Source organism: Ruegeria sp. TM1040 (assembly GCF_000014065.1).
GTDB lineage: Bacteria > Pseudomonadota > Alphaproteobacteria > Rhodobacterales > Rhodobacteraceae > Epibacterium.
Window position 1 is genome coordinate 214,345 of the sequence record NC_008044.1, and the last position, 19,996, is coordinate 234,340.

23 protein-coding genes are annotated in these 19,996 nt (G+C 59.9%); 13 read left to right on the forward strand and 10 right to left on the reverse strand.

Annotated elements, in window-relative coordinates:
- Positions 1-61: 61 nt before the first annotated feature.
- From TM1040_RS05310 to aroA, 4 genes are all read right to left on the reverse strand, one after another.
- Positions 62-691, reverse strand: coding sequence for an NAD(P)H-dependent oxidoreductase (locus TM1040_RS05310; RefSeq protein WP_011537564.1), 630 nt, complete (start codon positions 689-691; stop codon positions 62-64).
- A gap of 192 nt (positions 692-883) precedes the next feature.
- Positions 884-1,495, reverse strand: coding sequence for a (d)CMP kinase (gene cmk / locus TM1040_RS05315; protein WP_011537565.1), 612 nt, complete (start codon positions 1,493-1,495; stop codon positions 884-886).
- A gap of 59 nt (positions 1,496-1,554) precedes the next feature.
- The gene (locus tag TM1040_RS05320; RefSeq protein WP_254658850.1) at positions 1,555-1,986 is read right to left on the reverse strand and encodes a GNAT family N-acetyltransferase; all 432 of its coding nucleotides are present in this window, start codon (positions 1,984-1,986) and stop codon (positions 1,555-1,557) included.
- 43 nt (positions 1,987-2,029) lie between these two features.
- Positions 2,030-3,382, reverse strand: coding sequence for a 3-phosphoshikimate 1-carboxyvinyltransferase (aroA, locus tag TM1040_RS05325; RefSeq protein WP_011537567.1), 1,353 nt, complete (start codon positions 3,380-3,382; stop codon positions 2,030-2,032).
- 598 nt (positions 3,383-3,980) lie between these two features.
- Between aroA and rpsA the strand changes: the two genes are divergently transcribed.
- Entirely contained in the window at positions 3,981-5,657 is a 1,677-nt protein-coding gene (rpsA, locus tag TM1040_RS05330; protein ID WP_011537568.1) for a 30S ribosomal protein S1, read from the forward strand.
- 100 nt (positions 5,658-5,757) lie between these two features.
- Here the strand turns inward: rpsA and TM1040_RS05335 are convergent, their stop codons facing one another.
- A complete protein-coding gene (locus TM1040_RS05335; RefSeq protein ID WP_011537569.1) occupies positions 5,758-6,399 on the reverse strand; it encodes a metal-binding protein ZinT in 642 nt (213 codons plus the stop codon).
- A gap of 357 nt (positions 6,400-6,756) precedes the next feature.
- On the opposite strand from TM1040_RS05335, the gene ihfB reads away from it, so the two are divergent.
- The 5 genes from ihfB (at position 6,757) to trpB (ending at position 10,636) form a co-directional block, all read left to right on the forward strand.
- Positions 6,757-7,044 carry an integration host factor subunit beta gene (gene ihfB, locus TM1040_RS05340; RefSeq protein ID WP_005610003.1) on the forward strand — a complete coding sequence of 96 codons (288 nt, stop codon included), beginning with the start codon at positions 6,757-6,759 and terminating at the stop codon, positions 7,042-7,044.
- Positions 7,045-7,395: a lipopolysaccharide assembly protein LapA domain-containing protein gene (locus TM1040_RS05345; RefSeq protein ID WP_011537570.1), complete on the forward strand. Its 351-nt coding sequence runs from the start codon at positions 7,045-7,047 to the stop codon at positions 7,393-7,395.
- Between the two features lies 1 nt (position 7,396).
- Positions 7,397-8,044, forward strand: coding sequence for a phosphoribosylanthranilate isomerase (locus TM1040_RS05350; protein ID WP_011537571.1), 648 nt, complete (start codon positions 7,397-7,399; stop codon positions 8,042-8,044).
- Between the two features lie 273 nt (positions 8,045-8,317).
- Entirely contained in the window at positions 8,318-9,163 is an 846-nt protein-coding gene (locus tag TM1040_RS05355) for a LysR family transcriptional regulator (protein ID WP_011537572.1), read from the forward strand.
- Positions 9,164-9,376: 213 nt separating this feature from the next.
- The gene (gene trpB, locus TM1040_RS05360; RefSeq protein ID WP_011537573.1) at positions 9,377-10,636 is read left to right on the forward strand and encodes a tryptophan synthase subunit beta; all 1,260 of its coding nucleotides are present in this window, start codon (positions 9,377-9,379) and stop codon (positions 10,634-10,636) included.
- Between the two features lie 131 nt (positions 10,637-10,767).
- Here the strand turns inward: trpB and TM1040_RS05365 are convergent, their stop codons facing one another.
- Positions 10,768-11,139 (reverse strand): winged helix-turn-helix transcriptional regulator, encoded by a 372-nt coding sequence (locus TM1040_RS05365; protein WP_011537574.1) that lies wholly within the window; start codon positions 11,137-11,139, stop codon positions 10,768-10,770.
- 141 nt (positions 11,140-11,280) lie between these two features.
- Here TM1040_RS05365 and TM1040_RS05370 point away from each other — a divergent pair, with 141 nt between their 5' ends.
- The 4 genes from TM1040_RS05370 (at position 11,281) to TM1040_RS19715 (ending at position 14,210) form a co-directional block, all read left to right on the forward strand.
- Complete coding sequence (locus tag TM1040_RS05370) at positions 11,281-11,889, forward strand: NAD(P)H-dependent oxidoreductase (protein ID WP_011537575.1); 609 nt, start codon at positions 11,281-11,283, stop codon at positions 11,887-11,889.
- Positions 11,876-12,577, forward strand: a complete 702-nt coding sequence (locus TM1040_RS05375) for a glutathione S-transferase family protein (RefSeq protein ID WP_011537576.1) — start codon at positions 11,876-11,878, stop codon at positions 12,575-12,577. The genes TM1040_RS05370 and TM1040_RS05375 overlap by 14 nt, the downstream gene beginning before the upstream one ends.
- Before the next feature lie 4 nt (positions 12,578-12,581).
- Positions 12,582-13,223, forward strand: a complete 642-nt coding sequence (locus TM1040_RS05380; RefSeq protein WP_011537577.1) for a DsbA family oxidoreductase — start codon at positions 12,582-12,584, stop codon at positions 13,221-13,223.
- A 162-nt stretch (positions 13,224-13,385) separates the two neighbouring features.
- On the forward strand, positions 13,386-14,210 hold the full coding sequence (locus TM1040_RS19715) for a penicillin-binding transpeptidase domain-containing protein (RefSeq protein ID WP_011537578.1): 825 nt from the start codon (positions 13,386-13,388) through the stop codon (positions 14,208-14,210).
- Between the two features lie 54 nt (positions 14,211-14,264).
- Here the strand turns inward: TM1040_RS19715 and TM1040_RS05390 are convergent, their stop codons facing one another.
- Positions 14,265-14,762 carry a lactoylglutathione lyase family protein gene (locus tag TM1040_RS05390; protein ID WP_011537579.1) on the reverse strand — a complete coding sequence of 166 codons (498 nt, stop codon included), beginning with the start codon at positions 14,760-14,762 and terminating at the stop codon, positions 14,265-14,267.
- Between the two features lie 88 nt (positions 14,763-14,850).
- On the opposite strand from TM1040_RS05390, the gene TM1040_RS05395 reads away from it, so the two are divergent.
- Positions 14,851-15,753, forward strand: a complete 903-nt coding sequence (locus tag TM1040_RS05395; protein WP_011537580.1) for a LysR family transcriptional regulator — start codon at positions 14,851-14,853, stop codon at positions 15,751-15,753.
- Positions 15,754-15,837: 84 nt separating this feature from the next.
- Here TM1040_RS05395 and pth read toward each other — a convergent pair whose 3' ends face one another.
- The gene (pth, locus tag TM1040_RS05400; RefSeq protein ID WP_011537581.1) at positions 15,838-16,584 is read right to left on the reverse strand and encodes an aminoacyl-tRNA hydrolase; all 747 of its coding nucleotides are present in this window, start codon (positions 16,582-16,584) and stop codon (positions 15,838-15,840) included.
- Positions 16,585-16,764: 180 nt separating this feature from the next.
- On the opposite strand from pth, the gene TM1040_RS05405 reads away from it, so the two are divergent.
- A complete protein-coding gene (locus TM1040_RS05405) occupies positions 16,765-17,250 on the forward strand; it encodes a hypothetical protein (RefSeq protein ID WP_011537582.1) in 486 nt (161 codons plus the stop codon).
- A 113-nt stretch (positions 17,251-17,363) separates the two neighbouring features.
- Here TM1040_RS05405 and TM1040_RS05410 read toward each other — a convergent pair whose 3' ends face one another.
- Both TM1040_RS05410 and TM1040_RS05415 read right to left on the reverse strand, forming a co-directional pair.
- Entirely contained in the window at positions 17,364-17,993 is a 630-nt protein-coding gene (locus tag TM1040_RS05410; protein WP_011537583.1) for a 50S ribosomal protein L25/general stress protein Ctc, read from the reverse strand.
- A gap of 92 nt (positions 17,994-18,085) precedes the next feature.
- The gene (locus TM1040_RS05415) at positions 18,086-18,850 is read right to left on the reverse strand and encodes a hypothetical protein (RefSeq protein ID WP_254658851.1); all 765 of its coding nucleotides are present in this window, start codon (positions 18,848-18,850) and stop codon (positions 18,086-18,088) included.
- Here TM1040_RS05415 and TM1040_RS05420 point away from each other — a divergent pair.
- Positions 18,830-19,978 carry an MFS transporter gene (locus TM1040_RS05420; protein ID WP_254658852.1) on the forward strand — a complete coding sequence of 383 codons (1,149 nt, stop codon included), beginning with the start codon at positions 18,830-18,832 and terminating at the stop codon, positions 19,976-19,978. The two genes, TM1040_RS05415 and TM1040_RS05420, sit on opposite strands and share 21 nt — an antisense overlap.
- The last annotated feature ends 18 nt before the right edge of the window (positions 19,979-19,996 follow it).

The following is a 19,996-nucleotide window of genomic DNA, read 5'->3' on the forward strand; positions in this document are numbered from 1 at the left end:
GAGGCAGCTTGTCCGATAGAGCATCCCCCCGCCACAGAGGGCAGGGGGCTTTTCGCATTGATTAGTCGATCTCAGTGACCAGTGCGGCTTTGGATTTGCGCACTTTCGGCATTGGCAACAACCAGTCGCCCTCTTCTGCCCGGGTGCCGAGCGGCAACAGAACCTTGGCGCGCAGGCCCTTTGCGCGCAGGTCGAGGATCTCATCCACCTGATCGGGGTCAAACCCTTCCATCGGGGTGCTGTCGACGCCGAGTTCTGCGGCGGCGGCCAGTGCAAAGCCAAGCGCGATATAGGCCTGATGGGCTGCATGGGCGTGGTTCACCTCTGCGGGGCGCGGCAGGAGCATCTCCTTGAGATTGGCAAAGTAGTTCTGAAGCAACTCGGAATCGCCGCGCTCTTCGACCATCTGCGCCACGACCGCGTCAATGCGCTCTTCGGTGTAATTGTCCCAGGCAGCAAAGACCAGAAGATGGGAGCCATCTGTGATCTGGGCCTGATCCCAGGACACCGGGCGGATTTTCTCGCGCAGGTCCTTGTTGCGAATGACCAAGAGTTCAAACGGCTGCACGCCGCTGGAGGTCGGCGCCATGCGAATGGCCTCAACGATCTGAGCGACCTTATCCTCGGATACGGGCTTTGAGGGGTCCATTTTCTTGGCGGCATAGCGCCAGTTCAGCTTGTCCAAAAACATGGGAGACATCCTTTTCTTCATGTTGCCGCAGACATAACAACTAAACTGAACAGTTCAAGTTGATTTATCTCGACGTCGAGATTTATTTAGACGCCAAGGGAATGGGCAACAACCCCCATATTCAAGTTTTATTGGGTCGATGGTGGCGCGCAGCTGCGCGACAGCCAAAATGGACCTCAAATGACGTTGGGTCTAGCGGGGCTTGCGCGCCTCGATCGCGGCAATCGCCTTTGCGACGGCGTCGTCGATGCTGAGGGCGCTGGTGTCGATGATGACCGCATCCTCTGCTGGCCGCAGCGGCGCTTCGGCGCGGTTCATATCGCGCTCGTCCCGCGCTTTGACATCAGCGAGAACCTCATCGAGCGTAATGACGCTTCCCTTGGCGGTCAGCTCCAGAAACCGCCGCCGCGCCCGCACGTCGGCGCTGGCCGTCACAAAGAGCTTGGCCTCAGCTTCGGGGCAGATCACGGTGCCGATGTCGCGCCCGTCCATCACCGCGCCGCCCGATCGGCGGGCAAAGGCGCGTTGAAAATCCACCAAAGCGGCGCGAACTGCTGCAATCACGGCCACCTTTGAGGCTGCCTGAGCCACCTCTGGTGTGCGCAGGTCTTCGCGATCCAGATCGCTCACATCAAGCGCTTCGGCGGCGGCAACGGGATTGTCCCCATCCAGCATTTTCGCCCCGACGGCACGATAGAGCAGGCCTGTATCAAGGTGACCAAAGCCAAAATGCGCGGCAACCGCTTTGGAAATGGTGCCCTTGCCTGCAGCGGCTGGGCCGTCGATTGCAATCGTAAAGGCCATATGTGTCCTCATGGGTCGGAAAGGTCAGGGGTCTTGTCTACTTAAGCTTGCCGCGCCTGTCACGCGGGTTGGGGGCGCCAGCGATAGGAATCGTCGATCCCGTCACTGCCTGTGCGCTGAAATCCCGCGCGCTCGTAAAACGGCCCGGCAGGGCTCCCGGTGAGGGCGATCAACCGGATTTCCTGACGCGAGGGGCGCGCGATCTCTTCTTGGATCGACTGCAGGATCTGTGCGCCGAGCCCCGTTCCTTGATGCGTGGGCGCAAGATAGAGGTGATCGAGGTAGAGGTGGTCTGGCATCTGCCGCAGTACCAAAACCCCCACAAGCTCTGACCCGTCATAAAAGGCGGCAGTCGCCGTGGGGTCATAGCGATCCAAGAAACGACGTCGTACGCGCCCGGGATCAAAACGACCTGACGCTTCAAGGCTTGGACGCATCGCCTCTGCCCGCAGCTCCGCCAGCGCTTGTGGATCAAGGGGGCCACCTGTCACCACTCGCAAACCTTGCGGTGGCGGCATGCGGGAAAGATCGACGTCAGCCATCCGTGCGGATGATCGACGCCCCAAGATCGCCCATCAGCCGCTCGAAGATGGGAAAGGACGTCGCGATCGGGCTGCCATCGTCGACGGAGACCGGGTTTTGTGCGCCCATACCCATCACCATGAACGACATGGCGATGCGGTGATCAAGGAAGCTCTCGGCAGTGCCACCGCCTTTGACACCCTCGGGGCCGCAGCCTTCGACGCTCCACCAGTCCTCGCCTTCCTCGACGGTGACACCATTGGCGCGCAGGCCCTTTGCCATTGCATCGATGCGGTCGCTTTCCTTCACGCGCAATTCCTTGACGCCAGCCATCATGGTGGTTCCGGTGGCAAAAGAGGCCACCACAGACAGAACGGGATACTCGTCAATCATCGACGCGGCGCGTTCTGGTGGGACCTCGATCCCTTTCATGTCGGGCGAGTATTTGGCGCGCAGATCGGCCACAGGTTCGCCGCCTTCGGTCCGAGGATTCTCAAACGTCAGATCCGCGCCCATGTCTTGCAGGGTGTAGAACAGGCCCGCGCGGGTCGGGTTGAGACCAATCCCCGGCACCAGCACGTCAGAACCGGGCGTGATGAGCGCGGCGCAAACCGGGAAGGCGGCAGAGGAGGGATCGCGCGGTACTGCAATCACTTGCGGTTTCAGCTCAGGCTGACCGGTGAGGGTAATCACGCGGCCTTCCTTGGTGTCCTCAACCGTGATTTCAGCCCCAAAGCCCGCAAGCATCCGCTCGGAATGGTCGCGGGTGGCTTCGCGCTCAATCACAACGGTTTTGCCGGGCGCATTGAGGCCTGCAAGCAGAACGGCAGATTTCACCTGCGCTGAGGGCACCGGCACCTCATAGCGCACCGGCACGGGCTCGGCCGCGCCAACGATGGTCATCGGCAGACGGCCGCCCTCGCGGCCCACGGATTGCGCGCCAAAGAGCGCAAGCGGATCGGTCACACGCGCCATCGGGCGTTTGTTGAGCGAGGCATCGCCGGTAAAGGTCGCGGTGATCGGCGAGGTCGCCATCGCGCCCATGATGAGCCGCACACCAGTGCCGGAATTGCCGCAGTCAATCACGTTTTCCGGCTCGGCAAAACCGCCGACGCCCACGCCAAAGACGGACCATTCTCCACCGCCGTGATTGACGACCTCGGCCCCAAAAGCCTGCATCGCCTTGGCGGTGTCGAGCACATCTTCGCCCTCAAGGAGGCCGGAGATTTTTGTCTCACCCACAGCCATTGCGCCAAGGATCAATGAGCGATGCGAAATCGACTTGTCGCCAGGGACATGCGCCTCGCCTTTGAGGGGGCTTGCGCGGCGGGAGGTCATCGGGATGGGCGTGCCGTGGCCGGACATGTGGGCTCCTCTCATCAGTCGGTCGCAAAAGCTGTTAGCGCATTCACCTCAGCACGTCCACGCAGAAGAGAATGGGCGCGCGGCGGAGAGTGTTCACCGTTGCGCGCGGCGATCGTCTGCGCGGAGATTTGAAAAAGACGGATTGGGCGGGGCGTTGGATGCGACCGAAGAGTTCACAGTCGCTTGTGTGGGGGGCTGGAAAGAGCAAGGTCTAAGAGGCCTACATCACTGGCAATTCGATGAAGTTGTGCCACGCAAGCAATGTTAAGGCTCAGTCCGTCCGTTCAGCTGGGTCGCGCCTGACATTCTATCAGAAGGTCGCTTCTCGCTTCGTCAAAGTCAGGTGCTGGCTTATCCGCGGGGCGCCATGTGATGCCCCTTGCCAGCAAGGCCCAAACCGCCTATAAGCCGCCTTGTCAACTGAGATGCGAAAACGCACCAGGACGGACGGAGCAGGGTCGGGGCATACCTCGGCCCTTTGTGTTTGTTTGTGGTTCCGCCCCCGCCCGCGATTCGCGCTTTGACCGACCAACCCTGTTCAGACCGGTGGAGACAACCACTCGGCCAGCAAAACTCTGTAAAGGAAACCTGAGACCACATGGCTCAAACAACATCGATGGAGGAATTCGAAGCCCTCCTGCAAGAAAGCTTCGAAATGGACACCCCCGAAGAGGGTTCCGTTGTCAAAGGCAAGATCATTGCCATTGAGGCCGGTCAGGCCATCATCGACGTCGGCTACAAGATGGAAGGTCGCGTCGAACTCAAAGAATTCGCAAACCCCGGCGAAGCTCCTGAAGTTTCCGTTGGTGACGAGGTAGAAGTCTACCTGCGCGCCGCTGAAAACGCCCGTGGCGAAGCTGTTATCTCCCGCGAGATGGCACGCCGCGAAGAAGCATGGGACCGCCTGGAAAAAGCATACGCAGACGACCAGCGCGTCGAAGGTGCAATCTTCGGTCGCGTCAAAGGTGGCTTCACCGTCGATCTCGGCGGCGCCGTGGCCTTCCTGCCCGGCTCGCAAGTTGACGTGCGCCCCGTGCGCGACGCAGGCCCGCTGATGGGTCTGAAGCAGCCGTTCCAGATCCTGAAAATGGACCGTCGTCGTGGCAACATCGTTGTCTCCCGTCGTGCGATCCTCGAAGAGTCCCGCGCCGAGCAGCGTGCCGAAGTCATCGGCAACCTGTCCGAAGGCCAGGCGGTCGACGGTGTGGTCAAGAACATCACCGAATACGGTGCGTTTGTTGACCTAGGCGGTGTTGACGGCTTGCTGCACGTCACCGACATGGCATGGCGCCGTGTGAACCACCCCTCCGAGATCCTGTCCATTGGCGAGACCGTCAAGGTTCAGGTCATCAAGATCAACAAAGAGACTCACCGTATCTCCCTCGGCATGAAGCAGCTGCAGGAAGATCCGTGGGATCTGGTTGGCGCCAAGTACCCGCTGGAATCCGTTCACAAGGGTCGCGTCACCAACATCACCGATTACGGTGCATTTGTTGAGCTGGAGCCCGGTGTCGAAGGTCTGGTCCACGTCTCCGAGATGTCCTGGACCAAGAAAAACGTGCACCCCGGCAAGATCGTTTCCACCTCGCAGGAAGTGGACGTCATGGTTCTGGAAATCGACGGCGCCAAGCGTCGCGTGTCCCTGGGCCTCAAGCAGACCATGCGTAACCCGTGGGAAGTGTTTGCAGAAACACACCCCGAGGGCACTCAGGTCGAAGGCGAAGTCAAGAACATCACCGAATTCGGTCTGTTCATCGGCCTCGACGGCGACATCGACGGCATGGTTCACCTCTCCGACCTCAGCTGGGACGAGCGTGGCGAAGATGCGATCCAGAACTACCGCAAAGGCGACATGGTTTCGGCCGTTGTCTCCGAAGTGGACGTTGAAAAAGAGCGTATCTCCCTGTCGATCAAAGCCCTGGGCGGTGACAAGTTCGCAGACGCCGTTGGCGGCGTGAAGCGTGGCTCCATCGTGACCGTGGAAGTGACCGCGATCGAAGATGGTGGCATCGAAGTGGAATATGAAGGCATGAAGTCCTTTATCCGCCGCTCCGACCTCAGCCGTGACCGTGCCGAGCAGCGCCCCGAGCGTTTCTCTGTCGGTGACAAGGTCGACGTCCGCGTCACCAACATCGACTCCAAGACTCGTCGTCTGGGCCTGTCGATCAAGGCACGCGAGATCGCAGAAGAGAAAGAAGCCGTCGAACAGTATGGTTCTTCCGACTCCGGCGCGTCTCTTGGCGACATCCTGGGCGCAGCGCTCAAGAGCGAGTAATCCACTCCTCTGAAAGAATGGAAAGCCCCGCAGGTTCATTCCTGCGGGGCTTTTTTGTGAGGTAAGCCCGGAGAGGGCCGCTTTGGGCGGGGGCGCAGACTTAATGCGCGATCATGTCGTGCACGATGTCATCCCCACTGTAGCTTGCCGGGAAATAGGTCGGCCAATTGGTCAGCTCTTTCAGCACCTCGGCGCGATCATCTCCCCAGTAGAGATGATAGTGGCTCACTTTCTTGGGAGCGATGTGGTGATCGCTGAACTGGATGAAGGCTGGGGCGAGCGCGTCGCCGCTTTCTTTGGCAAAGACGTAGCGCACACCTCGGTTGCCCTTCTTATAGGTCAGGACCTCGTAGCCGTCCGAAACATATTCGCCACCATAACTCGCGCCATTTGCGGTGAATGTAACGGTCTGTCCTTGGATCGTGATGGCGTCCACATCGGTTGCGTATCCGATTTCATAATAGGCGCGGTAATCTTCGGCGGTCTTCTCGCTGTGTTCCGCTTTGTGGGCCAGCACGGGGTCCAACGTGCCATCAACGAGAAACGGATAAATCGACTGCCAGTCTCCTTCCCAGTCAGAGAGCGTCCGAGGCTGAATTTGGCTGTCGTCAAAGTACCCTTTGTAGACTTCTTCATCATGCGTATGCGCGTGATCGTGTTTGTTTCCAGCAGCGCCGGGGCTCGAAAAACCAACCGTCATTGCTGCCACGAGGGCAAGCGCACCAGTAGAAAACGGTCTCATTGTCGTTCACCTTGATTCGTTATGTTATAACACGTTACTAGTGGGACTCCTTGCGCGCCGCAAGGCACACCCTTCCCATTGCGCAGCGCGTGCGCTGCGCTGCCCTTCGAAGCAGAAGGGCGCCGAATCGTTTTGGAATGCGCTTGGGCGCAAGCTCTGCGGGGCACTGGTTTTGCCCCGATCTGCCCATTTCATGCTGCGAGAATTGTCAGCGGAACTGCGGGAAATGGGGCTGCGACTGGAATTTTACCCCTCCCCCCTTTCTAACCTGTTTGCGCAGAACAGTTTTCTTCCTATAGTGAAGCTATCCTTGATGTCACTGCGGCACAGATAGGCGACTTTGGGAGGTCCATACGCATGATCCGTTCGGAACTGATTCAGAAGATTGCAGACGAAAACCCGCACCTGTACCAGCGGGATGTGGAGCGGATCGTCAACACGGTCTTTGAGGAAGTCACCAATGCCATGTCGCGCGGCGACCGGGTGGAGCTGCGTGGCTTTGGGGCATTTTCGGTGAAGAAACGTGATGCGCGCGTCGGGCGCAACCCGCGCACCGGCGAGACGGTGCATGTTGAAGAAAAGCATGTGCCTTTCTTCAAGACGGGTAAGCTTCTGCGCGACAGGTTGAACGGAAAAGAAGAGTAAATGCGTTACATTCGCTATGCCGTATGGGGCGTTCTGGCGGTGGTGCTTGTCTCCGTCAGTCTCGCCAATCGCGGCCTCGTGAGTTTGAAACTGATGCCTGAGGCGTTGGCGGAACTGGTCGGGTTCAACCCCTCCATCACGCTACCTTTGTTTGTCGTGGTGCTTGGGGGGCTCGCCCTCGGCGTAGCGCTTGGGTATGTGCTCGAGTACCTGCGCGAGTACAAGCACCGCCGTGAGGCCCGCGTGAAGCACGGTGAAGTCAAAAAACTGTCGCGCGAAGTGAAACGTCTCAAGCGTCAAAAACACGAAGGCAAGGACGAGGTTCTCGCCCTTCTGGACGACGCCTCCTGATATGGCAGATATTCGGGTCAAGATTTGCGGCATGAAGACGCGCGCCGACATGGAGGCTGCGGCAGCTGCAGGCGCGGCCTATGTGGGTCTGAATTTCTACGCCAAATCAGCACGTTCCGTCACGATTGCTCAAGCTGCCGCACTTGCTTCAGACGCGCCTGTGGGACTTGCGAAGGTGGGGCTCGTCGTCAACCCCACCGATGCAGATCTCGATGCGATTACCGGATCCGTCCCGCTCGATATGATTCAGCTTCACGGTCAGGAGAGCGTGGAGCGCGTGGCCGAAATCAAGACACGCTACGGGTTGCCCGTCATGAAGGTGATCGGCGTCGCCGAGGCCGCAGATCTGGATCCCATTGATCTCTACGCGCAAGTTGCCGATCAACTGATGGTCGATGCCAAGGCCCCGAAAGGGGCGAAACTCCCCGGTGGAAATGGGATCTCCTTTGACTGGCAGTTGCTGGCCAGTAAAAAATACTGGCAGGCACCTTGGATGTTGGCTGGTGGTCTGACGCCTGAGAATGTCGCTGAGGCGATCCGGAAAACCGGCGCGCGCCAGGTGGATGTCGCCTCTGGCGTTGAGAGCGCTCCGGCACAGAAAGATCCGGATCTGATGCGCGCCTTTGTCGAGGCCGCGCAAGCCGTCTGACCGGTCCTACCGTTTCAATTTCAGCCCTTTCTTGACCCATCTGAGTGCCCTCAGGCGCAACAGGCGTCTTTTACGCCTGCGATAGCTGGCAAGGCGACGTTGCGCCCTGTGTCGTTCGATTTGCCAGTTGCTGTGTTCAGTAACGCGCGGCGATCGCGGTTGCGTATAGATCAAGGGCATCCCGCATGACTTTCATTTGTGATATGATGATGCCAGGATTGCCGATGTTTTGATGATGTTAGAGTGGGTGTCTTTGAAATCTGAGTTTCAAAAATGAAAAGCATTCCATCCCTTGATGATCTCGACCTATTTGCACGCATCGCTCAGGCGGGCGGCTTGGCTGTGGTTGCACGGCAAAGCGGAGTGAGCGTGCCAACCCTCAGCCGTCGCATGCGCGCGCTCGAACTTCAGATCGGAGTACATTTGTTTGAGCGTGGCTCTCACGGTTATCGCGTGACTGCGCTGGGGCGGGCATTTCTGAGCGAGACGCGCGCGTTTCAAGCGGAGGCGCAACGTCTGCGGCGGATGGTTGCGACGCCTCTGATGGCAGAGGTTCGCATTACTGCGGGCAGTTGGACCTCTGCTTTTCTGGCGCAGCAGTTGCCGCGCTTCTGGCAGGAGGACGCGCAGTGGCGTCCGGCCTTTCTGGAGGCTGATACGCGGCTGGATATCGCGCGGCGTGGGGCAGATATTGGCATACGGAACCAGCGTCCTGAGCAAGCCTGGCTGGCTGGGCGGTACACCGGTTTGATTACCTATGCGGTTTACGCGATCTCTGATCAGGTGCGAGGCTATGTCGTTTTGCCTGAGAACCAGGCAAAAACGCCATCCGCAAGATGGGTATGGTCGCACCATGGCGGCGAGGTCGCGGCGACGGCGCGTAGCCCACGCATGGTGGCTGATCTGGCCTGTGCCGGAGTGGGGCAGGTGGTGCTGCCTCGGTTTGCAGCGGCCATGTTTCCGGCCTTGCAGCAAGTTGGCCCAGAAATTGCGGAGCTCTCGCATGAGGAATGGCTGGTCTGTCATCACGACGGTCGGCATGATCCACCTGTGCGGGCTGCGCTAGAGGGGATCGCAGCTGTGCTGACCGATACAACCCTGCGCCCTATAGGAGCTTGACGGCAAAGGCTCCCGCCCGCTCTTGTGCTTCCCATTGGGAAGCCCATCGTGCCGTTGGGCTTGGCGCCGCGCGCGCCCGAAGGACGCGCGCGGCGCGAAACCACTCTGAAACCTCGCTTTCCACCGGTCGAAGGCGGAAATTGGCGAGAAACCTGTTTCTCTTGTTCTAAATGCACTTTAGAACCAGCGCATACGGAAGACGGAGACATCACCATGGCCGAAGATCTCATCAATAGCTTCATGAACGGGCCGGACGAAAACGGTCGGTTTGGCATCTTTGGCGGCCGCTTTGTCAGCGAGACACTGATGCCGCTGATCCTGAGCCTCGAAGAGGAATACGAAAAGGCCAAGGTGGATCCGGATTTCTGGGCGGAAATGGATGATCTGTGGAAGAACTATGTGGGCCGCCCGAGCCCGCTCTATTTCGCCGAGCGCCTGACCAATCATCTGGGCGGCGCCAAGGTCTACATGAAGCGTGACGAGCTCAATCACACCGGCGCGCATAAAGTGAACAATGTGCTGGGTCAGATCCTGCTCGCCCGCCGCATGGGCAAGACTAGGATCATCGCCGAAACCGGTGCTGGCCAGCATGGGGTTGCGACCGCCACTGTCTGTGCCAAGTTTGGTCTGAAATGCGTGGTCTACATGGGCGCTCATGACGTACGTCGACAGGCGCCCAACGTGTTCCGGATGCGTCTTCTTGGCGCTGAGGTGATCCCAGTCACCTCTGGCCGTGGCACGCTCAAGGATGCGATGAACGACGCGCTGCGGGACTGGGTCACCAATGTGCGCGACACATTCTACTGCATCGGCACCGTTGCGGGCCCGCACCCCTATCCGGCTATGGTGCGCGATTTCCAGTCCGTGATCGGCAAGGAAGTGCGCTGGCAGCTTGCAGAGCAGGAAGGCGAGGGCCGGTTGCCGGACACGGTGATTGCGGCTATCGGAGGGGGCTCCAACGCGATGGGCCTGTTCCACCCGTTCCTCGATGACCCTTCGGTCAATATCATTGGCGTTGAGGCCGGCGGCAAAGGTGTGGATGAGAAAATGGAGCATTGCGCCTCATTGACAGGCGGCCGGCCGGGCGTGCTGCACGGCAACCGGACCTATCTGCTGCAGGACGATGACGGCCAAATCCTCGAAGGCTTCTCGATTTCGGCGGGCCTGGATTACCCGGGGATCGGGCCGGAGCATGCCTGGCTGCATGAGACCGGGCGCGCGCAATACGTGTCCATCACCGACAAGGAAGCCCTCGAGGCGTTCCAGCTGTCCTGCGCGATGGAGGGGATTATCCCGGCGCTCGAGCCGAGCCACGCGCTCGCTCATGTCACTAAGATCGCACCAGAACTGCCCAAGGACCACATCATCGTGATGAACATGTGTGGGCGTGGCGACAAGGACATCTTTACCGTAGCCCGCCACCTCGGGTTTGATATGTCAGACACCGAAGAGGGCCGCGACCTCGAAGAGTGAGCGCAGGCTTTTTCGGAAAGATCCAAGTGGAAGGCGCGTCCTGAGGGGTGCGCCTTTTCTTTTTCTGGCGTGCGCCGGGACAGCCGTCGCGTCGTGGATCGACACAGGCGCAGGCGGGGCGATGCAGAGGGTCAGGATGTGGTTAGCCCTTCTGGCAGGCTCTCGCTCCATTTGCGCAACTCATCCAGAAAGCCAAGCGCCGTGCGACCGAGCTCCGTGATCTCGTAGTGGACTGAAACGGGGGCCGTCTCCATCACAGTGCGGGTGATCAGGCCCTGGGTTTCGAGCTGGCGCAACCGTTCGGAGATCATCTTTTTGGAGGCACCGCCGATCATACGCGACAAATCGTTGAACCTCACCGGGCCATCCTTCAGATGCCACAGGATCGATCCCGTCCATTTGCCACCAATGATGCGCATCCCGCGCTCGATCGCGCAGGGTTCCAGGCAGACGTTATAGGCCTGACGGCGGCCTGTCCCGTCCTCTTCGACGCGTGCATCCATTGCGATTCTCCTCAGCGATCTCTCAGCGAGTACTAGGTTACAAAAAGTATACTGGTTGAATATCGTTTCCACCATGCGCAATTTCGGTCCGAGCGGGACGCAAGTCAAGCGCCCCGGTTTACGCCAAGAAGGACGAGATTGATGAGCAAGATACTGATCCTGAACGGGGCGCAGCCCTATCCCTTTGCGCCGGGCGGGCTCAATGCGACCCTGGCAGAGCGGGCGCGCGCACGCCTCCTTGCGCAAGGCCACGAGGTACGCCTGACCACCGTGGCCGAGGGCTATGACGTGGAGCAGGAGGTCGCCAATCACCAGTGGGCCGATGCGATCATCCTGCAGTTCCCGGTAAATTGGATGGGGGTTCCGTGGTCGTTCAAGAAATACATGGATGAGGTCTATACTGCGGGCATGGACGGGCGGCTCTGCGCTGGCGATGGTCGCACGGCTGATGCACCCAAGGCGAACTACGGCATGGGCGGCACACTCGGGGGCACGCGCTATATGATTTCGGCAACATTCAACGCCCCGGCAGAGGCGTTCGACACCCCCGATGAGCCGTTCTTTGAAGGCGCGTCTATGGATGACCTGCTTCGTCCGGTGCATCTCAACGCAAAGTTCTTTGACATGGCGCCTCTGCCAAGCTTTGCTGCCTTTGACGTCATGAAAAATCCCGAGATTGACGCCGACCTGATCCGGTTCGACGCACATCTCGACAGCCTATTTGCGGAGGCCGAAGATGTCGCAACCTGATATAATCCTCTACACCGCCAACACGATGAACGGGTGGAAGCCGCTAATCTTCTTGCACGAAGCGGAGATCGATTACGAATTGGTCAATGTCGACTTTTCCAAAAAAGAGCAGCATGCCCCCGATTATGTGAAGATGAATCCAAACGGAAAGATCCCGACGATCTGGGACCGCTCCGAAGGGCGCGCGATCTTTGAAAGCGGTGCAATCCTCTGGCATCTGGCCGAGAAATACGGGCGCTTTCTGTCTTCTGACCCGGTGGAGCGGTCTGAAACCTTGCAGTGGCTTTTCTTTCAGGTCGGCCATATCGGTCCGATCATGGGGCAGGCGATGTTCTTTCAGCGCATCGCCAAACCCAATGGCGACGAGGTGCCCTATGCCATCAAACGCTACGTGGATGAGAGCCGACGCCTGCTGGAGGTGCTCGACACAAGGCTTGCGGGGCGCGACTGGCTGGTTGGCACAGAGATGTCGATCGCGGACATCGCAACCTACCCTTGGGCGCGCAGTCATTTTTGGGCCACGGTAGAGGTCGAAGGACTACCGCACTTGCAGGCATGGTTCGACCGGCTTGATGCGATGCCAAAGGTACAAGAGGCCCTGCAACTGCCCGAGCCGCGTCCTTCGGCGTTTGGCAAGGGCGACATCGCGGCGGCGGCCTCCGCCAATGCTGCCCGTTTCAAGGAGTAAAGCGATGACCCTTCGTGTGGATATTGTGTCGGACGTGGTCTGTCCCTGGTGTGTGATCGGGTATCTCCAGCTGGCCAAGGCTGCGGCAGAAACCGGCACAGACCTTGAGGTGCATTGGCATCCGTTCGAGCTGAACCCGCAGATGGCCCCGGAAGGCGAAAACTTGCGGGAGCATCTGGCTGCCAAATATGGTACCACGCCGGAAGACTCGCGCGCGGCGCGGCTGAGGCTCACGGAGCTTGGCGCGGCGCTGGGGTTTGCGTTCGACTATGCGGACGACATGCGGATGGTGAACACCTTCCGGGCCCACCAGCTGATTGACTGGGCTGAGGATCAGGGCAAGGCGCATGAGATGAAGCGCGCGCTGTTTGCCGCGTTCTTCACCCGGCGCGAAGACCTCAATGATGTATCGGTGCTTGCAGATGTCGCAGAGAGCCTTGGCCTTGATCGTGTGGCTGCAGTTGCCATGCTCGAGGGCGGCGAGAGGGCAGACGCCGTGCGCGAGAAACAGCAGTTCTGGACCTCCAAAGGCATAACGGGTGTTCCGGCAATGATCTTTGAACGTCAGTATCTGGTGACCGGCGCGCAAGGCGAGGAGACCTACGCTCGTATCCTGACGGAACTGTCAGAGACGACCCCAGCGTGAGCGCGCGGGTCTGACAGTAAATATGCAGGGGTGGTTCTCGTGTTCCGGGGGCTGCCCCTTTAGGCGAAATAGATCGGGACAGACATGGGGTTTGCCAAGTGAAGGCAAGCCGATTTAGCGCTATCAAGACGTAACGAAGCGTTACGACTCGAAAGGATGACCATGCGCGCCCGACTTATGTTGCTGCTTTCAGCTCTGGTGATGTGCTTTGCCGCTCCGGTGTGGGCCGAGACGCGTCTGCTTGACCGGGCCAGTGTCGTGGCGCCCCATGACGGGCGCGTGTCTGATTTTCTTGCGGTCGATATTGGCGCGGGGACGCGGTGCGTGCTGTCCGGCAGTGATCTGACCCGCCGTCACGCCCCATGGTCGAGCTTCAAAATCCCAAATTTTGTCATCGCGCTTGAAACTGGGGTCGCAACCGGCCCGGATCATTGGCGCGCCTGGGACCCCAGCCTGCGACCGGCTGCAGGCTTTTGGCCCAAGAGCTGGCGTCAGGGGCAGACGCTCGAAACCGCGCTTCAGCGTTCGGTGGTCTGGTATTTCCAGGACATCGCCCGAGACGTGGGGGGCAGCCGCTACCGTGAGATCCTGAAACGCTGGTCCTATGGCAACGCCGAGGCACCTGATGGCGATGACGGCTTTTGGCTATATGGCCCGCTTGCTATCTCCGTCGAAGAACAGGTGGCTTTTGTCTCCGCCTTGCTTTCCGGCGGGATCGCTCGGTCTCAGGACACTCTTGCGGCGCTGTTTGCCGCCACGCGCGACAGCGAAGACAAAGGCCGTATCATCTATGGCAAAACCGGCTCCGGCCCGTTGGAGCAGGGGCGTGCGGGCGCAGGGTTTGAGGGCTGGTATGTCGGATGGGTGACGCGGCAGGACCGCGCGCCTGTTGCCTTCGCGCATTATGTGCGCGCCAGGACATATGCTGACCTGAGGGTGTTTCGCCGAGACCAGAGCCTGATCCTGCTGGAGGCCTGTGGATTTTAAACAGGGTAAAAGGGGTGCCGCCGCGCTGGTGAAACAGTGCGGCGGCAGGTCGGCTCACGCATAGGCGCCGGCGGAATAGGTCAGCTCATAACTGTGGCTATAGAGCTCGAAGATGTTCCCAAAGGGGTCCTCGACGTAGACCATGCGGTAGGGTTTTTCGCCGGGGAAATACTCCCGCACGGGCATGCGCTGCTTGCCTCCGGCGGCAATGATCTTTTCCAGGAGCCCCTCAAGATCCGGGTCCTGGATCGCAAAGTGGAATGTGCCATGGCGACGGAAGGCGAAGTTGTCATCCGGTGCGTGATTTCCTGCAAATTCAAAGAGTTCAATGCCGATCCCGTCGCCGGTCGAAAGATGCGCAATCCGCAAATGCTCCCAGCCGGGGCCAAAGACATCGGTGCACATGACGCCAATCGCGCTGTCGTCTTCGACAACCTTGCTCGGCGGCATGAGGACATAAAACCCCAGGACTTCAGAGTAGAATTTGACGGCGGCATCCAGGTCCGGAACGGACAGGCCGATATGAGAGAAAGTGCGGGGGGTGGGTGTCATGATGATCTCCTTTCAGATTTGCTTGATGGAAATCTAGACACGCGCCACCCGTATGTGAAATTATCATATCGAATTAAAATGCAAATGAATGGTTATCATTTTGGTGCTCAATTCTACCTGGCTCGAAACCTTTACCGTGCTCGCCGAAGAAGGGCATTTCACCCGCGCGGCGGCCCGCTTGAATATGACGCAGCCCGGAGTGTCCCAGCACCTGCGCAAGCTCGAGCAGCAATTGGGACGGGCGCTGATCTCGAAGGAGGGCAAGCGCTTCACCCTGACCTCCGCCGGGGAGGCAGTGCGCGACCTCGGGTTGGCGCGGCGTGTCGAGGAGCAGGCGCTGCGCGATACAATTACGCGCGATGATCCGGACCGAGGGGAGCTGCGGATCGCATGCTCTGGCAGTTTTGCGATGCTGTTTTACCCACGCGCCATCGCGTTGATGAAAGAGGCACCGGGGCTTGTGATCCATGTGGAGGCTACGCCGCAGGCGCGCGTGCTAGAGGGTGTTCTGGCCGGGCATTTTGATCTTGGGATTGTCTCTGATGTCCCACACCATCCACGTGTCGAAGCACAGCAACTGGGGCAGGAGGAACTGTGCTTGCTGTTGCCGGCTGAGGTCGAGGACCCGGTGTCTTTCGAGACGCTTGAAGCCCTGGGACTGGTCGCACACCCGGATGTGGCCAACTATGCGGATGATCTGTTTTCACGTAACTTCCCCATAGATTTTGCTGGGGCGGACCGGTTGAAGCTGCGCACTTATATCAACCAGATCAGCCAGATCCCGTCTCCGGTGGCCGCTGGGGTTGGCTATACGCTGCTTCCGCGCAGTGGTCTTGCGGCGTTTGCGCAATCGGCACAGATCAGGACGGCGCGCCTGCCGCAGCCACGGTATCGGGAGCTCTGGCGCATAACCCGTCGCGGACGTATCGCAAGCGCGCGGCTAAAGCGGGTCTTGGCGGTCGTCGAAGACATCGCCGCGACCTTGGGATGAGATCTCTTCGCCTTGGCGTCCGGGCCGGAATGGGCGTGGTCTGCCTTGTGAAAGCGGATACCAAAGCGAGGCGCTTCGGGATCTCTATTTGAACTTGTCGAGCAGCTTTTGCATCGGGCTACGGCTGTCCTCGGGCGCTGCGGGAATGTCGCCCGCGGCGGGGGCTTCGGGCGTCGCGGCCTTGGCTGGCGTTTTTGCGACCCCCGGCTCGGACTTCTGTGCTTTCTTGCGCCCTTTGGAGGCCTCACCGGTAGAGCTGCGCGGTGGCGCGACCCGCAATGCGACCGCGTTCATGAACCGCCCGCTGTCGCCCGTGGCCAGCGCGGCCGCCCCATCCGATAGCCCGCGCATCAGATCATCTAGCCAGCCCTGATCCGCTTTGGGGAAGTCCCGCAGAACGTAGCCGGCAACTGCATCCTTGTGTCCGGGGTGGCCCACCCCGAGGCGCACCCGGCCGTAGTCGGCACCAATATGGGCATGGATCGAGCGCAACCCGTTGTGACCTGCATGGCCGCCGCCGTTTTTCACGCGGCATTTGCTCGGCGCGAGGTCAAGTTCGTCATGAAAGACCACAACATCCGCCGGTGTGAGTTTGAAAAAACGCAGCGCCTCGCCGACGGATTGGCCGGAGTTGTTCATAAAGGTCTGGGGCTTAAGCAGGATCACTTTTTCACCTGACAGGGTGCCTTCGCTCATTTGGGCCTGGAATTTCGATTTCCAGGGGGAAAACCCGTGATCTGAAGCGATCTGATCCAGCGCCATGAAACCGATATTGTGTCGGTTTCCGGCGTATTTTGCGCCCGGATTGCCAAGCCCTACAAAGAGTTTCATGCGCTGCGTCCCGCTGTCGTTTCGGGCGCAGTGATGCCCTTTTTTGAGAGGAAAATCCAGAGCAGCGGTGATAGGGATATGCAGGTGCATTTTCCCGCTCCTTGGCTCAGAGCCATTGCAGCGATTGCGACATTCAAAGAGGCGGTGCCGCCTCCAATAGACTTTGAGAAGGACAGCGTGATGAAAGACGCCATTTCAGGAAGAAGCCAAAGCCCGGCGGGCGCACGCCTTCTGCATCGCCTGGGTGCAAAAGCTGCTGTGATCGCATGTGGTCTGAGCGTGGCGGGCTGTGCCGCGGTAGAAAGCGGCCCTGCTGTGCCAGCCAAAAGCGGCAGCACCGTCTTTGAAGCGCGCCAGTCGCTTGCGTTTTGTGCGCCGCAAGGGCCCAAAGGCGCCAAAGCGGCAGTGACCTCGAGCTACATCGCCTCGATGCTGTTTCTGGGGATTTTGCCCGGCGCCGTTATTGCAGCCGCTGGCGAGGAGCATACCCGGTCACAAGGTGCCGTGAATGCGGTGGATGACTGCCTGAAAGATCAGGGGTATGAGCGGCGTGAACTGACTGCCGAGGAAACCACGGCAATCAAGCAACGGGATCGCTACGCGCGCGAGCAGCTTCTCTCGCATCTGATCGGCGGCGGAACATTGGCCGACTATACGGGCCCCTAAGTCGGACGATCTGCGCCTGACGCGCCTCGTTACGATACCACAATCCGACAACAAAAAACGGGCCCCGCAAGGGACCCGTTCTCAGCATTCAGTACCCAAGAGGGCAGCGCTGATTATTCAGCTGCCGCTTCTTCGGCGTCTTCACCTTCTGCTTCATCGTCAGCGGACTTGAGCCCGGACGGTGCAGAGATGTTTGCGATGACGAAGTCACGATCGATCGTCGGCTTGCTGCCTTCGGGCAGGGTCACGTCAGAGATGTGGATCACGTCGCCGATGGCTTTGCCAGTCAGGTCAACGGTCAGCTTCTCGGGGATGTCACCCGCGGTCACAACCAGTTCGACTTCGGCGCGCACAACGGTGAGAACACCGCCACGCTTCAGACCAACGCACTCTTCTTCGTTGATGAACTCAACGGGGATGAAGAGGTTGATTTTCGAGGTGCGGCGCAGGCGCATCAGGTCGAAGTGGGTGGGCAGGTCTTTGACAACGTCACGCTGAACGTCGCGGCAGATCACACGCACGTCGTCGTGGCCTTCAACCTTGAGGTTGAAAAGGGTCGACTTAAAGCGGCCAGCTTTCAGGCGCTTCAGCAGGACGTTGTAGGGGATCTGGATTGCCAGCGGGTCTGCGTCGCCGCCAAATACAACACCAGGAACCAGGTTCGCACGACGTGCTGCGCGAGCGGCGCCCTTGCCCGTCCCCGCGCGTACCTGGCACTCGAGATCAGGAATCTCATTCGCCATCTTAATTCTCCATATATGATTGGGGGTGCCTCCAAGGCTGTCACCCCGCGTGAAGCCGCCCTGTTAGACGGAAAACCCCTTTTTGGAAAGCCCTAATCCGCCATGTTCCGCAGTCGGGGCTGCAGTTTCCCGTCTGTATCCATCAAGCGGGCGTGCAAATCGAACTCTGCTCTGCGGGCAGCGCGAAGTTTGCGCTGCAATGAAGGCGAGAGCTCCGCCTTGGCAAAGGGCGAAACATTGTGGGGTTCAAAGATGATTCTGTGGCCAAACCTGTCGGCGAGGAAGGTCTCAAGCTGATCCCAGCGCTCATAGGCAAAGAGATGATCCACCAGAATTCGCCCACCACGACCGCTCAGCATGCGGTATTGGCTGCCGATCTGTGCGCAAGGGGGCGGATCTTCTGAGAGGACCGCCCCCACATATGCATCAAAGCTCAGGTGCCCTGCAAATTCGGGCTTGTCGCGAATGTCATCGCGGCAGCGGTATTTGTACCAGCTGCGGATCTGGTCTTCGGGATCCCTCAACACGGCAAAGCTCTCGAGCGCGATGCCAAAGGTACTGCGCACAAAGGGGCGGATCCGGCGGTGAAACCGCTGCGCAGACGTGTGTTTCTGAGACTTGCGAAACACGATGTCGGCATGGGGGCGCAACGCCTTTTCAATGGCGGTGGTTCCCGTCTTGGGCAGCGCGACAAATGCAAGAGCCTGCGGCGTGAAGATCAGCATACCCATGAAATAGCCGGTGCGCGAACGGCAGGCCAGCTTGTGCGCAGAGATTTTGGTGATTGTGGCGGCGCGCCCACTGTGCATTGTCGCCTTATGGAAATGCTGACGGATATGCGCACCAGTGCGGTGCATGGGCGGGCCTTTGTGGTCATGGGGTTCTGTGTCGGGGCCTTTGCGGCCTATGTGCCCCAACTGAAAAGTCAGGCGGGGCTGAGTGATGCCGAATTTGGCCTTGCCCTGTTGATCGGTGCCGCCGGAGCCGTGGGCGCGATGTGGCTCGCGCCGCGCGTGGATCGCCTGCTGGGACATGCGGCGATGACCATCTGCGCGCTCTTGCTGGCGACGGCCTTTCTGCTGCCGGGCCTTGCGCAGAGCTGGGCCGGTTTTGCCGCGGCGATGTTTCTGGCCTCCGGGGCGGGAGGGCTTCTGGATGTGGTGATGAATGCACGTCTGTCCGGGCTCGAGGCACGTTCTGGCCGCTCCTTGATGAACCTCAACCATGGTCTGTTTTCGCTTGCCTACGCCCTGGCTGCCCTGGTCGCCGGGCTCGTTCGCGAAGCAGGTGTGCCGCCCGTCTGGTGTTTTGCGGGCATCCTTTTGGTGTCGGGCCTGTTGGCATTGGGAATGCGGGATGAGGTGCCGCCTGCGCCCGCCGAAGATCCGCAAGGGAACGCGTCGCTGCCTCTGCCTGGGGCAATGATTGTGATTGCCGGGCTGATCGTGCTCATTGCCTTTACGGCTGAGCAGGCAACGGAACATTGGTCTGCACTGCATCTGGAGCGCGCCTTTGGCGCGAATGCGGCGGAAGGGGCTTTGGGGCCTGCGATTCTCGGTTTCACGATGGGTATCGGGCGTCTCTCCGGACAGGAGCTGGTGCGCCGCGTGGCCGAGGGCAGGCTCATGCAGATCGCCGCGGCGCTCGCGGCATCGGGGTTGATCCTTGCGGCGTTTGCCCCCGTGCAGGCTCTGGCCTACGCGGGCTTTGCGATCCTTGGATTGGGCGTTTCTACAGTCGGGCCGACGGCGCTCGCCTGGGTGGGCAAAACAATCCCATCGCGCCTGCGCGCGGCGGCCATTTCGCGGCTGGTGATGATTGGCTATTGCGGGTTCTTTGTGGGGCCGCCAGTGATCGGCTTTATTGCAGAGGTATTTGGTCTGCGGCTGGCATTGGCCCTGATGGGGGCAATGCTGCTCTGTATCACGGTACTTTTGGTGCCCGCCCTGCGCGCCAGTGCGCGGAAATCCGAGCTGATTGCCTGAATGCTACCGGGGCAACAT

Bases quoted from the DNA above. Each gene is read 5' to 3' on its own strand.
- TM1040_RS05310 (WP_011537564.1), bottom strand. From the start codon at position 691: ATGTTTTTGGACAAGCTGAACTGGCGCTATGCCGCCAAGAAAATGGAC.
- cmk (WP_011537565.1), bottom strand. From the start codon at position 1,495: ATGGCCTTTACGATTGCAATCGACGGCCCAGCCGCTGCAGGCAAGGGC.
- aroA (WP_011537567.1), bottom strand. From the start codon at position 3,382: ATGTCCGGCCACGGCACGCCCATCCCGATGACCTCCCGCCGCGCAAGC.
- rpsA (WP_011537568.1), top strand. From the start codon at position 3,981: ATGGCTCAAACAACATCGATGGAGGAATTCGAAGCCCTCCTGCAAGAA.
- TM1040_RS05335 (WP_011537569.1), bottom strand. From the start codon at position 6,399: ATGAGACCGTTTTCTACTGGTGCGCTTGCCCTCGTGGCAGCAATGACG.
- ihfB (WP_005610003.1), top strand. From the start codon at position 6,757: ATGATCCGTTCGGAACTGATTCAGAAGATTGCAGACGAAAACCCGCAC.
- TM1040_RS05345 (WP_011537570.1), top strand. From the start codon at position 7,045: ATGCGTTACATTCGCTATGCCGTATGGGGCGTTCTGGCGGTGGTGCTT.
- TM1040_RS05350 (WP_011537571.1), top strand. From the start codon at position 7,397: ATGGCAGATATTCGGGTCAAGATTTGCGGCATGAAGACGCGCGCCGAC.
- TM1040_RS05355 (WP_011537572.1), top strand. From the start codon at position 8,318: ATGAAAAGCATTCCATCCCTTGATGATCTCGACCTATTTGCACGCATC.
- trpB (WP_011537573.1), top strand. From the start codon at position 9,377: ATGGCCGAAGATCTCATCAATAGCTTCATGAACGGGCCGGACGAAAAC.
- TM1040_RS05365 (WP_011537574.1), bottom strand. From the start codon at position 11,139: ATGGATGCACGCGTCGAAGAGGACGGGACAGGCCGCCGTCAGGCCTAT.
- TM1040_RS05370 (WP_011537575.1), top strand. From the start codon at position 11,281: ATGAGCAAGATACTGATCCTGAACGGGGCGCAGCCCTATCCCTTTGCG.
- TM1040_RS05375 (WP_011537576.1), top strand. From the start codon at position 11,876: ATGTCGCAACCTGATATAATCCTCTACACCGCCAACACGATGAACGGG.
- TM1040_RS05380 (WP_011537577.1), top strand. From the start codon at position 12,582: ATGACCCTTCGTGTGGATATTGTGTCGGACGTGGTCTGTCCCTGGTGT.
- TM1040_RS19715 (WP_011537578.1), top strand. From the start codon at position 13,386: ATGCGCGCCCGACTTATGTTGCTGCTTTCAGCTCTGGTGATGTGCTTT.
- TM1040_RS05390 (WP_011537579.1), bottom strand. From the start codon at position 14,762: ATGACACCCACCCCCCGCACTTTCTCTCATATCGGCCTGTCCGTTCCG.
- TM1040_RS05395 (WP_011537580.1), top strand. From the start codon at position 14,851: ATGGTTATCATTTTGGTGCTCAATTCTACCTGGCTCGAAACCTTTACC.
- pth (WP_011537581.1), bottom strand. From the start codon at position 16,584: ATGAAACTCTTTGTAGGGCTTGGCAATCCGGGCGCAAAATACGCCGGA.
- TM1040_RS05405 (WP_011537582.1), top strand. From the start codon at position 16,765: ATGAAAGACGCCATTTCAGGAAGAAGCCAAAGCCCGGCGGGCGCACGC.
- TM1040_RS05410 (WP_011537583.1), bottom strand. From the start codon at position 17,993: ATGGCGAATGAGATTCCTGATCTCGAGTGCCAGGTACGCGCGGGGACG.
- TM1040_RS05420 (WP_254658852.1), top strand. From the start codon at position 18,830: ATGCGCACCAGTGCGGTGCATGGGCGGGCCTTTGTGGTCATGGGGTTC.
- TM1040_RS05415 (WP_254658851.1), bottom strand. From the start codon at position 18,850: ATGCACCGCACTGGTGCGCATATCCGTCAGCATTTCCATAAGGCGACA.